The organism is Candidatus Kaistella beijingensis (genome assembly GCF_020084865.1).
Taxonomy (GTDB): Bacteria; Bacteroidota; Bacteroidia; order Flavobacteriales; family Weeksellaceae; genus Kaistella; species Kaistella beijingensis.
This window is the reverse complement of sequence record NZ_CP071953.1, coordinates 1,397,300-1,411,478: the sequence shown is the minus strand read 5'-3', so window position 1 is coordinate 1,411,478 and position 14,179 is coordinate 1,397,300. Positions and strand designations below refer to the sequence as shown.

General features: G+C 37.7%; 12 protein-coding genes. 8 read left to right on the top strand and 4 right to left on the bottom strand.

Annotated elements, in window-relative coordinates:
* The 7 genes from J4771_RS06530 to J4771_RS06500 all read left to right on the top strand — a co-directional run bounded on the left by J4771_RS06530 (window position 1) and on the right by J4771_RS06500 (window position 7,481).
* Window positions 1-1,077: a glycosyltransferase gene (locus J4771_RS06530; RefSeq protein ID WP_224134185.1), complete on the top strand. Its 1,077-nt coding sequence runs from the start codon at window positions 1-3 to the stop codon at window positions 1,075-1,077.
* A complete protein-coding gene (locus J4771_RS06525) occupies window positions 1,074-2,264 on the top strand; it encodes a glycosyltransferase (protein ID WP_224134184.1) in 1,191 nt (396 codons plus the stop codon). The genes J4771_RS06530 and J4771_RS06525 overlap by 4 nt, the downstream gene beginning before the upstream one ends.
* Window positions 2,265-3,326: a glycosyltransferase family 4 protein gene (locus tag J4771_RS06520; RefSeq protein WP_224134183.1), complete on the top strand. Its 1,062-nt coding sequence runs from the start codon at window positions 2,265-2,267 to the stop codon at window positions 3,324-3,326.
* An 18-nt stretch (window positions 3,327-3,344) separates the two neighbouring features.
* Entirely contained in the window at window positions 3,345-4,547 is a 1,203-nt protein-coding gene (locus tag J4771_RS06515) for a hypothetical protein (RefSeq protein WP_224137725.1), read from the top strand.
* A complete protein-coding gene (locus J4771_RS06510; protein ID WP_224137723.1) occupies window positions 4,522-5,595 on the top strand; it encodes a hypothetical protein in 1,074 nt (357 codons plus the stop codon). The genes J4771_RS06515 and J4771_RS06510 overlap by 26 nt, the downstream gene beginning before the upstream one ends.
* Before the next feature lie 252 nt (window positions 5,596-5,847).
* Window positions 5,848-6,012, top strand: a complete 165-nt coding sequence (locus J4771_RS06505) for a hypothetical protein (protein ID WP_224137721.1) — start codon at window positions 5,848-5,850, stop codon at window positions 6,010-6,012.
* 233 nt (window positions 6,013-6,245) lie between these two features.
* On the top strand, window positions 6,246-7,481 hold the full coding sequence (locus J4771_RS06500) for a glycosyltransferase family 4 protein (protein ID WP_224137719.1): 1,236 nt from the start codon (window positions 6,246-6,248) through the stop codon (window positions 7,479-7,481).
* A 151-nt stretch (window positions 7,482-7,632) separates the two neighbouring features.
* Here J4771_RS06500 and J4771_RS06495 read toward each other — a convergent pair whose 3' ends face one another.
* Window positions 7,633-10,692, bottom strand: a complete 3,060-nt coding sequence (locus J4771_RS06495; protein ID WP_224137717.1) for a DNA polymerase III subunit alpha — start codon at window positions 10,690-10,692, stop codon at window positions 7,633-7,635.
* Window positions 10,693-10,789: 97 nt separating this feature from the next.
* Window positions 10,790-11,965 carry a DNA polymerase IV gene (gene dinB / locus J4771_RS06490; protein ID WP_224137715.1) on the bottom strand — a complete coding sequence of 392 codons (1,176 nt, stop codon included), beginning with the start codon at window positions 11,963-11,965 and terminating at the stop codon, window positions 10,790-10,792.
* A gap of 255 nt (window positions 11,966-12,220) precedes the next feature.
* Between dinB and J4771_RS06485 the strand changes: the two genes are divergently transcribed.
* Window positions 12,221-12,871 (top strand): MarR family winged helix-turn-helix transcriptional regulator, encoded by a 651-nt coding sequence (locus J4771_RS06485; protein WP_224137704.1) that lies wholly within the window; start codon window positions 12,221-12,223, stop codon window positions 12,869-12,871.
* A 102-nt stretch (window positions 12,872-12,973) separates the two neighbouring features.
* Here J4771_RS06485 and J4771_RS06480 read toward each other — a convergent pair whose 3' ends face one another.
* Together J4771_RS06480 and J4771_RS06475 are read right to left on the bottom strand one after the other, a co-directional pair.
* The gene (locus tag J4771_RS06480) at window positions 12,974-13,699 is read right to left on the bottom strand and encodes a lycopene cyclase domain-containing protein (RefSeq protein WP_224137702.1); all 726 of its coding nucleotides are present in this window, start codon (window positions 13,697-13,699) and stop codon (window positions 12,974-12,976) included.
* Between the two features lie 3 nt (window positions 13,700-13,702).
* The gene (locus tag J4771_RS06475; RefSeq protein ID WP_224137699.1) at window positions 13,703-14,176 is read right to left on the bottom strand and encodes a sterol desaturase family protein; all 474 of its coding nucleotides are present in this window, start codon (window positions 14,174-14,176) and stop codon (window positions 13,703-13,705) included.
* Window positions 14,177-14,179: the final 3 nt, after the last annotated feature.

Here is a 14,179-nt window from a genome sequence, read left to right as displayed (position 1 = left end):
ATGAAAATCCTACGCCTCACCACATTGCTTGATTTCGGGGGAATAGAAACTAAAATGGCCAATCTTTCAACTTATAATGATGAAGAGAATGAATGGGTTTTTGTTGCCCTCGGAAAAGGGGGGGAGGCTGAGAAAAAGATCCGAGCAAACGGAAAACGAATTCAAGTACTTGGTTTTGATTACAAAATACCTTCTATCAAAACTATTTGGAAATTTTACAAATTTTTGAAAAAGGAAAAGCCGCATGTTTTACATACCTCTGGTGCCGAAGCTAATTTTTTTGGTTTTTTTTCCGGAAAACTTGCGGGAGTACCTAAGATTGTCGTTGAAGAAATTGGTATTCCTAATCAGTCTCCCGTTGCAAAGAAGATATTTCGTTTTATTTTTAATAATGCAGATTGTGCAGTGGGAGAGTCTAAAGTAGTTGTTGATCATTTTGTTTCAACATATCAAATTAATCCCGACAAAGCAAAAGTTGTATCAAATTTTGGCTTATTTCAATATAACCTTTCCAAATTGAATGTTCAAAAAGAGGAGCATTTGTTTAATATATTGATGATTTCACGCTTAGAAAAGGTTAAAAATATAGAAGGAGTAATCAATGTGGTAGCAAGACTATGCGATACAACTTCCAAAAACATTAGACTTACAATTGCCGGTTCTGGTGCTCTTGAACAGGAATTAAAGAAAAAGGTAGAACAAATGAACCTCCAGAACCACGTTCATTTTTTAGGATTTATCACTGATCCTTACCCTCATTTATGCAATGCGGATCTATATGTACTCAATTCACATTCTGAAGGATTTTCCAATTCACTGGTGGAAGCCATGTACAGCAAAACCCCTTCTTTGAGTACCAGTGTCGGAGCTGCACCAGAAATTATTGAAGATGGCATCAACGGTTTTCTTACACCTGCAAATGATGAAGAAGTCTTGTTTGATAAACTTAAAGCAATCATAGCATTACCAAAAGAGAAATTACAGGAAATAGGGCGGGCTGGACAAGATAAAATTATGACAAACTTTTCTTTGGAAAACCATGTAAATGCATTAATGAAAATTTATACTCATTCATGAAAAACCTCCTCTTCATCACCTGGGACGGTCCCCAAACTTCTTATATGGAAGGACTTTTCATGCCTATATTTCATGTGATTGCAAAAAAAGAGGATATTCAATTTCATATTATCCAGTTTACTTGGGCAGATGAAAAAAAGAAACAGGAAGTAAAGACTGCTGCTGAAGAAATGGGAATTATATATAATTCATTTCCCATTATGAAAAAGCCAGTTGCTTCATTGGGAAGTTTGCTCACTCTTTTTTCATCTTCAAAGAAAATAGAAAAATACATCAATGAAAATAAAATTGATTTCGTGATGCCAAGAAGTACATTTCCGGCATTCATGGTGAATCAAATAAAAAATAGAACATTTAAAACTATTTTTGATGCAGATGGTTTACCTATTGAGGAAAGAGTCGATTTTGCTGGTTTGAAAAAAAACGGTAGGATGTACAACTGGCTGAAATCTATAGAAACAAAAATGTTGAAAAATGCAGATCATGTGATTACGCGTTCTCAAAAAGCAATTGAAATTCATCTGCAAAGCATTGGTGAGAATTACCGCAATAGATTTTCAGTTGTACAAAACGGAAGAGACGCATCTTTTTTCAATATCGATTTTGAGTCGCGTAAAAAAAAGAGAAAAGATCTTCAGCTTACAAACGAAACACTTTTCGTTTATTGCGGTTCATTAGGAGATCAGTATTGTTTGGATGAAATGCAGCATATTTTCTCTGAATATCGAAAAAATAAACCGGCAAAGTTTTTAATTCTAACCGGTAATTTGGACTATGCAGAAAGCCGTGTTCTTACAGAATTGAGAAATGATATTATCCTAAAAAAAGTTCCTTTTTTAGAAATTCCGCGATGGTTGAACGCAGCCGATATCGCGTTTGCTTTACGAAAGCCTACTTTCAGTATGCAGGGAGTTGCACCCATAAAACTTGGAGAATATTTACTCTGCGGAATACCAACGATCGCAAGCAAGGGAATTGGTGACAGTGAAACCATTTTGCAGGAGTTTGAAGATTGTTATATTTTTGACCATGGTACCGATTTCAATCAACAGCGACGAGAAATACTAACATGGATGAGTCAAAGATCTTTAGCGACAAAATTTGTGACCCACGATATGGCATCAAATTTCTTCTCTATGGAAGCAGCCGTGGAAAGTTATAGAAATGTTATTACAAAAGTTAGGTAAATGAAAATCCTTTACTTTACCAAATATTCCAGAAATGCGGGGAGCAGTCGTTTGCGTAGCTTCCAGTATTTTCCTTTATTAGAGGAAGCAGGATTTCATGTCGAAGTAAGTCCTTTGTTTTCAGAGGAGTATCTTGTTAATCTTTATTCCGGAAAATCAACAATTAAGCAAGCCGTACAAGGATATTTAAGAAGACTCATTAAAATATTCCAAGTTGGGAAATTTGATCGCGTAGTGATCGAAAAAGAATTGTTTCCATATCTTCCATCGTGGGTTGAAATGATTTTTAAAAAGTTGGGTGTCCATTACATTGTGGATTATGATGATGCTATTTTTCACAATTACGATCAAAGCAAAAGTTATTTAATCAGACAACTCTTAGGAAATAAAATCGGTTCAGTGATGAAAAATAGTTCAATGGTTGTTGCTGGCAATTCTTATTTAGCCGATTATGCGCTCAAAAAAGGTGCGAAAAATATTGAGGTTATCCCCACAGTCATCGACCTTAGCCGTTATCCAATTATAGAAAAATTGGATAACAAAATTTTTACCATCGGTTGGATTGGTACAAAATCGACTTTTGAAAAACACCTTCTTCCATGTAGGGAATGGATTATGAAAGTACAAGAGTTAGATCCCGAAATTAGATTTCACATTATTGGTGTGGAATCAGGTGAGAATTTGGGTAAAAATGTTTATTATTTTCCATGGACTGAAGAAACAGAGGCAGAAGAAATTTTGAAAATGGATGTAGGTATTATGCCTTTGCAAGACTCACTTTGGGAAAGGGGAAAATGTGCCTATAAATTGATTCAATATGCTGCATGCGGAGTTCCTGGAATTGCTTCTAATATTGGAATGAATCGTGAGATAATTATTAATGGTGAAACAGGAATTTTAGCTGAAAATGATAAACAATGGGTCGAAACTGTTATTCATTTGAAAAATAACGATAATGAACGGATGATATTAGGAAAGAAAGCTCGGGCAAAAGTAGAAAAACTTTACAACACAGAAGTTACTACTTTAAGATGGATCGAAATTTTAAAAAATGCTCCATAATATACTACTTTTGCGCTCATGGTTTTAGACCTTATTTACATATCGGTTATTGTTTTGTTGGGAGTAATGTTCATCTCACTTTTTCGGAACGATCTTTCTGAAAGAGATCTTATCCAATTAAGATATCTATTTTTTTTTCATCTTGCTTTAGGGTTTTATTACTGTTATTTTATTAAAGGAGATGCTATAGGTTATTGGCGTGTTCCCAAAGACTATACTTTTGACACCTTTAAGGATGGACTTTTTAATGGGGAAGGCACCATGTTTATGTATGCCTTTAATTTTGTATTTTCTAATTTGCTAAATATGTCTTATTTGGCGAATACCTTGCTATATTCGCTGTTTGGATTTATGGGTTTGACTTTTTTTTACTTAGTTGCAGTGAAAACAATACCTTATAACAAAATTTTAAATGGTTATATTTTGTTTCCTTTGATTTTTTTCTTACCCAATCTTCATTTTTGGAGTGCGGGAGTAGGAAAAGATTCGATTCTTTTTTTGTGTATTGGTATGTTTTTTTATGGTATACTCAAGCCATTTACGCGTATTCCTCTTCTGGTAATAAGCTTACTATTAGCTATGGCAATCCGGCCGCATATTGTTTTGTTTTTATCGGTTGGCTTTGGATTGGCCTATATTATGGGCGGCAAAATTTCTTTATTCCAAAGAATTGTATTTTCTATCGCATTAATTGGGATAGGAATTGCTATTCTTCCTTCGGTGATGGAATTTGCAAAAATTGAAGAGGCTTCTGTGGAAGGTTTTGATAAATTTGCAGATGCTAAAGCTGAGGTTTTAAGCCGTTCAAATACAGGCTCTGCACTAGATGTCTCTGCGATGCCATTTCCACTTAAGGTTCTGACCTTTTGGTTTCGTCCTTTTTTCTTCGATGCCCGAAATTTGAATGGTTTTATCGCATCGATCGAGAATTTGATATTGGTTGTTGTTTTTATCAAAGCGATGAGAACACATCCATTCAGAGCCTTTATGGCAGCTCCGTTTGTTATTAAAGGAATGGTTGTTTTCCTAATTTTAGGAACTCTTGCTTTCTCGCAATCATTAGGAAATGTAGGGATTATGATCCGTATGAGAAATATGTTCCTTCCAGGCATGTTGATATTCCTAATGTGGTGTTTTTCTTACCAGCAACAATTAGCTTTGCAATTTAGAAATTCGTTACCGAAAAAAATGACAGATGAAGACACAGACGAAATGCTTTAAGCAATGCTTTGTGCTACTATGTGTATATCACCTCTCATTCTTCTATTTTGCGTGGCAATATATACTTGAAAACAACGGAGACGCTGCGCGGTACTGGTTTGTGAATGAGGATTTGTCTCACCGCTCTTGGCTAGAATTTTTTAAGCCAGGAACTTCAGTGATTCAATTTTTTACTTTTCCTTTGGTCAAGTACCTTCATTTGCCTTTCTGGTCAGGGTTTCTAATTTTTAGTGTGATAGGTCTCATTGGGATTTACCTGCTGATGAAAATACTTTTTAAGATTTCAGGCGAAAACAGATTGATACAACTGGTTTCTGCCATCCTTTTATTACTTCCCAACCTGCATTTCTGGACGTCGCTGATTGGCAAAGAACCTGTTATTTTTTTATTGGTGACGTTATTTGCACAAGAAGTTTATCACCAACGCTATCGCAGTAAACTATTGGTCTTTTCCTTATTCGTTGTAGCGCTGATTCGTCCGCACGTTGCATTTATTATTTTGGTGGGCTATGTGGTTTCGCTGATGGTTACCCAAAAAATCACCTTGAAACTAAAGTTAATTCTAGGCGCTGTATTGTTCTCCTCAAGTGCTGTTTTTGCTTGGATTCTCGTGAATCTCCAAGATTTTAGGGGAGGTATCCCGCGGGTCATCAGGAAGTATGAAGCCCACATTCGACACTTCAAAAAAACTGACGCCTATGTACCGTTGGATGAATATCCATTACCCTACAAGATTTTTACCTTCTATTTCAGACCTTTACCGTTTGAAAAGTCGGGTCTTTATTATAACATCATCTCTATTGAGAACCTCATCTTACTGATTCTGTTTGTGGTTACCACTTTCTTTTCCATCAAATATTTTTCGGCATTGAAGAAGGAGATGCTTTTTGTTTTTCCAATGCTGTTGCTGCTCCTTTTTGCGGTGATGTATGTGTATGCGTACGCTAATTATGGCATTATTATGCGGACCCGGATTATGGTGGCGCCGTTTATTTTTATGGTGGTGGTTCGGGTGTTTTCTTATGGGTGGAGGGCGCGCGAAAAATGACCTTCGGTGGCATTTTTCGGGGTTGCTTCGTCGTTCCTCCTCGCAATGACGGGGTGTTTTTTGGAATGCAGATAGCATTCAAAGGGTTGCTTCGTCGTTCCTCCTCGCAATGACGGGGGTGTTTTTTGGAATGCAGATAGCATTCAAAGAGTTGCTTCGTCGTTCCTCCTCGCAATGACGGGTTTTTTGGTTTTTCTAAAGGTTGCTAGACGATGACGTTCGTTCTCAATTTTCTCTATCTTTGTACCTGTCATGAAAAAACTAATCCGCATTACAGCCATTCCGCTTTCTCTGGATAAACTTCTTGGAGAGCAATTACGGTTCATGAATGAGCATTTTGAAGTGACTGCGGTTTCTGCAAATGAGGTTGCACTGGCAAGAGTCGCAAAAAAAATATGGAGTAAAGCACTTTCATAAAGTCAATCGAGGTAAACCAACCACAATTGTGAACCAATGCCACTTTGAGTTTGGTAAATTCTTGTAATGTGATTTAGAAAGTGAATTTTATATGAAATTTGTTAGTTTTCTAAATTTTTTTGATGATGTTATTAAATTTTTTATAATATTGTAGTCCCAAATTAGATGTGGGCAAGAGAAATAAAAACAAATTGATTGTGAATTATAGACTGATCACTACCTTTTTTTAAAACGTGAAAAAACTTGTAAGAATTACCACTGTTCCGGTATCACTGGATAAACTGTTGGGCAATCAGCTCGACTTTATGAACAGGCATTATGATGTTACGGCGGTTTCTTCCGACCGTGCAGCGCTTTCAAAGGTTGCCGAAAAGTATGGTATTAACCATCACCATATTGAAATGACGCGGCAAATCACACCCCTGAAAGACCTCAAATCTTTGTGGAAGGTTTACCGTTTCCTTAAAAAACATAAACCAGAAATTGTTCATACCCATACCCCGAAAGCAGGACTAATCGGGATGTCGGCTGCTTTTTTTGCAGGCGTTCCTATTCGGATGCATACCGTAGCCGGTCTCCCATTAATGGAGGCTTCCGGAATTAAACGGCAGGTGCTGAAAATGGCAGAGCGAGCTACCTATTCTTTTGCAAACGGTGTTTATCCCAATTCGTTTAATATGGCGAAAATCATCAGCAGTTATGGTTTTTGTAAGGATACTAAGATGAAGGTATTGGGTAATGGCAGCTCCAATGGTATCGATTTGGATCATTTTAGTCCATCATTTATTACTTCCATACAAAAAAGTGCACTCAGAGCTTCGTTGGGAATTTCTGAAGACGATTTTGTTTTTGTTTTTGTAGGACGATTGGTGAAGGATAAAGGCATTAATGAATTAGTGAAGGCATTTACTTCGCTTTCCCAACATCATCCAAAAATGAGTGTCAAACTTTTGTTGGTAGGCGATTATGAAGAAAAATTAGATCCACTGCATCCTGAAACCATTAAGGAAATCAATCATCACCCACATATTATTAATGTAGGATTTCAAGATGATGTGCGCCCTTACTTTGCCATCAGTAACGCATTGGCTTTCCCAAGTTACCGCGAAGGTTTTCCGAATGTGGTGTTACAGGCAGCAGCTATGGAACTTCCTTGCATTGTGACCGATATTAACGGCTGCAACGAAATTATTACCGATCACCATAACGGGCTCTTTGTACCGCTTAAAAATAGCCAAAAACTGGAAGATGCTATGCTCCGCCTTTATGAAAATAGGGAACTGTATCACTCCTTGAAAATTAATACCCGACAAAGTATTGAAGAACGGTTTATTCAGAATTATCTGTGGCTGGAAATGCAGAAAGAATATAATCATCAGTTGAGCAATAGGCAGAAGAAGGAAAAATATAAAGAGAAGACGTACCGTACCCGTGTTCTTGAAAAAGCATTTTCCTTTTTTTCACTTTAGAATTTCTGCATAGAATACTTTTCTCATTTTTCATCTAAAAATTTAAGAAGGAAAGCGGGTGTCAATACACTTCGTGGAAGATTTTAGAGGTCAATGGCCATGCTCAAAAGCTGCTTCGTTTTAGTTCAGAATCTTCGTTTTTTTTTGCTTCTTAGGAGTTGATCATCTTCTCTCTCGGCAAACCAATTTCGTGTTCCTGCGGATAGGGTTTTCGCCAAGTCATACTCACATCTTCGTTGATTTTTCGGTGAATTTCAAATTCTTTTTCTTTGTCTTCAGAATATCTCGGGTCGGGAATGAAAGGCATTTTTGCCATCTTTAGAATCGTGATGGTAGGAAAGTGAAAATCAACTTCCACAATTCCAAGCAGAAGATAACAACCGCCGCCTTGAAACGGGTACTGTTTTAAATTATCGGGAAAATGTGCCGTGTCGAAATAATTTCCTTCCACATCAATCCAAGTTCCGAAAAACATCGTGCCTTTTTTGGTGGGAACGTGCTTTCTTGAAATGAGATACGCCAACATTTTGACCTGCTTCTTATGAAATTTAATTAAATCTTTCGCCATCACCGAACCACGGTATTTTGTCTGCAACAAATCAAACGGGCTGCAGGAAACGGGAAATCCCAGTATTTCAATTTCGTCGAAAGCATCTTCGAAGGGGTTTCGTTTCAACTGTGGTAACTCATAATCCTTTTTCGGAGTTTCAAAAAATGAAGGCAAACGATATTCCGGCTTAAAGTTGATCATCAACAATCTCGCCTCAATCAACAGTTCGTTTTTTTGTTTTCCTGTAAAACGAAATGCGCCGGTGAAAATTAAAATCTGCAACGTCTCAATTCCGATAGGAACTCGTTTAACAAAGTCTTCCAAAGAAGTGAAATCGCCATTTTTTTCTCGTTCTTCGGGAATAAACTGGGCAATTCTCGCTTCCAATTTTTCAATGTGCATCAAACCCAAAAAAACATCTTCGCCATAAACCGTTGTTTCAAAAATGCTTTTATTTACACAAGGATTGTGAATTTTCCCGCCGCTCATTCTGCATTCGTGTACATACACTTCAGTTCGGTAAAATCCACCACCATTATTAATTGCCGAAACCATAAACTCAATCGGAAAATAAACTTTCAGATAGAGACTCTGGTAACTTTCCACGGCATAAGAAGCAGAATGCGCCTTGCAAAAAGAATATCCCGCAAAACTCTCAATCTGCCGATAAACTTCTGCCGATAATTTTTCCGGATGTCCCAATTTTTTGCAGGAATCGAAAAACTCATCCCGAACTTCCTGCAATTTTTTGATGGAACGCTCTTTTCCGCTCATTGCACGGCGCAAAATATCGCCCTTGTCTGCAGAAACTCCGCCAAAATGCATGGCAATTTTGATCACATCTTCCTGATACACCATAATTCCGTAAGTTTCTCCGAGATGTTCTTCAAAAACAGGATGAAAATATTCAAACTTATCGGGATTGTTGTGCCGGAAAATGTATTCGCGCATCATTCCGCTTTGCGCAACTCCGGGACGAATGATGGATGAAGCAGCCACCAAAATTTTGTAATTGTCGCATTTTAAGCGTCTTAACAATCCGCGCATTGCCGGACTTTCGATGTAAAAGCATCCCAAAGTTTTCCCGACACCCAAATATTCGTTGCATTTTGCTTCGTCTTTTGAAAGGGAAATATCTCGAATGTCAACGCTAATTCCACGATTTTTTTTCACGAGATCTACCGTGTCCTTTATCGTTCCCAAACCTCGTTGAGAAAGAATGTCGAATTTTTCAAAACCAATATCTTCCGCCACATTCATGTCGAACTGAACGATGGGAAAACCTTTTGGCGGCATTTCCAAAGCCGTGTAATGGGTAATGGGTTCCTCCGAAATTATGATTCCACAAGAATGCATGCTTCGCTGATTGGGAAATTTTTCGAGCAACATTCCGTATTTCTGCACGAGTTTTACCACCTCATTATTATCGTGAAGCGCCATTGGGTTTTTCGCCAACTCATCCAGTTCTTCTTTTGGCAAACCAAATGCTTTACCCACTTCCCGAAAAATAGAGCGGTACTTAAATTCTACATTGGTTCCGCAAAAAGCAACGTGGTCTTTTCCGTATTTTCCAAAAATGTATTTCAGAATTTCATCGCGTTCTCGCCAACTCCAATCGATATCGAAATCGGGCGGACTTTTTCGGTTTAAATTTAAAAAACGTTCAAAATAAAGATCAAGTTCAATGGGACAAATGTCTGTAATTCCCAGGCAATAACTCACCATAGAATTGGCGCCACTTCCTCTTCCAACATGCATGAAACCACGACTGTTGCTGTGTTGAACGATGTCCCAGGTGATGAGGAAATATCCGGAAAATTTTAATTGATCAATCACCGAGAGTTCTTTTTCCATCCGTTTTAGAATTTTTTCGTTCTTTTCGGGATATCTTTTTTCGAGGCCTTCATAAGCGAGTTTCCGCAGAAGCAATCGGTCACTTTCCTGGCTTTCGGTAAAATGCTGCTTGTTTTTGGGTGTTTTAAAATTGTATTTGAATCTACAGGTGTGCAATAAATTCCGAGTATTTTCAATGATTTTGGGATGATCTTTAAATTTTTTTAAAATTTCATTTACCGGTTTAAAAAATTCACTTGGCTGACAAAAATCGTTTTCTTCCAGTTTGGAAATCAGCGTGTTGCCATCAATTGCCCTTAAAATTTTATGAAGGTTGAATTCTCTCTTTGTTTTAAAAGTTACAGGATGCAGAATCACCATTTTGTCTAAAAATGCCTGAAATTTTGGCTGAATTAAAAGGTTTAACTGTTCTTCTTTAATTCCGATAAATTCGTTTTCCTTTAAATTTTCCGGACTATTTTCTAAAGGATACAACACGAAAACCCTTTTGAAATTGGGTGAAATTTCGGGAAGTTCTGCACCCTCGCAATTATGGTTCGTCAACATTCGGTTGATTTCCCAAATTCCCATTTCGTCCTTTGCAATGGCGATGTACAGCAAGCGATTTTCTTTCCGAATTTCCACGCCGACAATCGGTTTAATTCCAAATTTTTCGCATTCTTTTTTGAAATCATAAATCGCGGTAACCGTATTGATGTCGGTAAGAACAAGCTCCGAAACACCGCATTCCGAAGCTTGCTTCACCAGTTCTTCCACTGATAAGGTGCCGTAACGTAAGCTGTGAAAAGTGTGGCAGTTGAGGAACATGATTGATGATTGATGGTTGATAGTTGATGAATGATGGTTGATAAATGATAAATGATGATTTCAAAATTCTTCTAGGTCGGTCTTTTATGCGCTAATACTATACTCTTTTGGCGCTCGCTTCGCTCGCGCCCTCACGCAAAATTCCCGACGCTCGTCCCAAAGCATTTTTTCCAAACCTTATTTTCATTTTATCCATTGCCTGATAAAGATTGATGAGTTCTTCGGTGTCTTCAAACAGATTCATCTGATGGTTTCCGTGAACGAGGCCAGAAAATCTTACACCGATTAACCGCAGCCGCATTCTTCGGGTGTACAATTTTTTGAAAAGTTCGGTTACATATTTCAAAATGGTGTGGTCAACGGCGGTGTAAGGAATTTTCACCTGTTTTGTTTCCGTGTCGAAATTGGCGTACCGAATTTTTACGGTGACGACGGAAGTGAGCCACTTTTCGCTCCGAAGCTGAAAACAAAGCTGTTCCACCATTCCGGAAAGCAAACTTTGCATATTTTGCACATCAATCGTGTCCTGCGAAAACGTGTGTTCCGTAGAAATGGATTTTCTTTCGGAATATTGAACGACCGGTGTTTCATCAATTCCGTTGGCTTTTCGCCAAAGTTCGGTGCCGTTTTTTCCGATCATTTGCTGCAAAACTTCAACGGGCATTTCCGATAAAGTCTGGATTTTTCGCACGCCAATTCTTGAAAGCAACTGAAACGTTGCATTTCCTACCATGGGAATTTTTCGGATGGAAAGCGGATTGAGGAAAGGTTTGATGTGTGGTTCATCAATCTCCAGTTTTCCGGCGGGTTTTGCTTCTCCCGTTCCAATTTTTGAAACGGTTTTATTGGTGGAAAGTGCAAAACTGATGGGAAGTCCCGTGTTTTTTCTTACAGAATCGGCAATTTCGCAAGTCCATTTGTAGCAGCCAAAAAACTTGTCCATTCCCGATAAATCGAGGTAGAATTCATCCACGCTTGCTTTTTCTAAAACGGGAACTTTTTCGCGGATAATTTCCGTGACTTCTTGGGATTTTTGGGAATACAGTTCCATGTCGCCTTTAATGACTTTGGCGTCCGGACAAAGTTTTAAGGCCATCTTCATCGGCATTGCAGAACGGACGCCAAAAAATCTAGTTTCATACGAACAGGAAGCCACCACGCCACGATCTCCGCCACCAATAATGATGGGTTTTCCAATCAGTTCGGAATGCTTCACTCTTTCGCAGGAAACGAAAAAGGTATCTAAATCCATGTGTACAATGGCGCGGTTCATACTGCAAAATTATTACTATTTGTAACAATATATATTACGTTTTTAGTTATAATTTATAACAATATTTATTTTTTCAGAGATCATCAGGCTTACAGGATGATTCAAATTTTATTCAGAAGAAATTTTTTCAGCAATAATCATTTTAACTTTCAAAGGAAGGAGTATAGCTCCATATATCCAAAAACAGTAAATAAAAATCACTTGCGACTTGCAATTGATTCAAAGTTTAGTAATTTTGATCTCAGAACTTTAAGAATGGATTTTAGCTTATTAAAAGAACTTGTAAACGAGATGGAGGATTTCAGTAGTCAAACCCACTCCAATTCACTGGACGATTTTCGGAATTGGCTTAATACAAAGGCGTACGAAAGGGAAAACCCCAAACATCTTTTTAAAAAGTATGAGTTGACCGTGAATGATTTGGAGAACGAAATCTGCAAGCAAATTCTTTTGCTGAATCGATTTGCCAAGCAAATGATTAGAAAGGGTTTACAGAATTATCCGCAACTGGCCAATGAAGAATTTACGTATCTCTACCGTTTGGCAGATTATGATTCGCTGACCAAAATGCAGCTGGTGGAAAAAAACGGGCACGAAAAACAAACCGGAATTGAAATCATCAAAAGATTACTGAAATACGGTTTGATAGAGGAGTTTGCTGATAAGGAGGATAAAAGAAGTACCCGAGTAAAGCTTACAAAATCGGGTTTAGATTTGTTTAAAAAATCCAGTACGGAAGTTACCGAGGTGGCAAAAATACTTTCTGCGGACTTATTTGATGAAGAAAAGAGAATTCTTTTGAAGACTCTGAAAAAACTGAATGAATTTCATTTCAATGTTTACCATGAACATAAAAATTCTTCTTTTGAAGATCTGGGTAAACTGTTGCCGCAAAAAAGAAAATAATTTAGGCTAAGCTTGTTTACTACTACTACAAAATTTTATTGTTGATTTTTTGGAAGACGGTTCGGGATTTTTGTTCCTGTTGGAAACAAGTTTCCATGCACACTACTTACATTTGCTATAATCCATTGACAGGCAATATCCCCATTTTCTTCGGAGGATCTCAAAAATCACCACACTGGAATACAGCATGCTGAAACAATAAAAACTGTCTTCCAGAGGCATGGTTCCAATTCGGATTCCGAGATTTTCTGCATTGTCGTAAAATACAACCGGATTCTCCGAGAAAGAACCGGTGAGTGCTGAATTTACCAAGAAGAAGACAATGTAAATAATGATAAAGCTGAGGTAAAACCTCCTTATATACGACCATTTGTAGATGAGTTGCAGCATCATCAATACTGAAAAAACACCGAAATTCACGACCGTATACGTTTTATCAAAATTCAGTACCGTTATCGTGAAAGCAACGATTAAAAGTAAAACAGTAATGATGGACGAAACTTTTTCAGGAAGCATCAATTTCGGAAAAAAATATTCCAGGGAATAATGGATAAAATTGCTGGAATAAGGAATTAGAAGAAAAAACAGCCACTCTTCAACAGGAAGTTTAAACAAGTAGAAACCGACCAAATATTGGTTGTTAAAGCCCCACACATTTTGGTAAGCAAAATAGATGTCCCACAAAATGAAAAATAAACCAACCACAATGATGGCCGAGAAATAGGGTTTCCAAAAGCGAATAAAATGCATCCATTTCTTTTCAAAGCTGAAGACAAAAGGGATGATGAAACTTGCGATGTTTAAAAAAAGATAATAGTAATGTTCCAAAATCTATGTTTTTTGACCAGAAGCTCTGGCTTCTCTAAAATATTTGAACGGCACAAACAGCATCCCGAAACATTCCCCATCTTCTTTTCCCAAATGTTTGTGGTGCATTTTGTGGGCTTTTCGCAAACCCCTAAAATACCAGTTGTTTGTTTTATCGAACCATTTGAAACGACGGTGTATCAACACATCGTGCACTAAAAAATAGCAAATTCCATACAACAAAATACCAAGACCTACGAAAAACAGCCAGTTGATTCCGTTTGCGGTACCAAAATAAAAGAGGGCAATACTTGGAATTGCAAACACGACAAAAAAGAAGTCGTTTTTTTCAAACACATGCGGATAACCCGGTTGATGATGATCCTCATGAAAATACCAACCCAAGCCGTGCATAACGTATTTGTGGGTAAGCCAGGTCACGGCTTCCATTGCTACGAACACTCCAAGTGTGATCATGATATAGGTTAAAACTGTCATGGC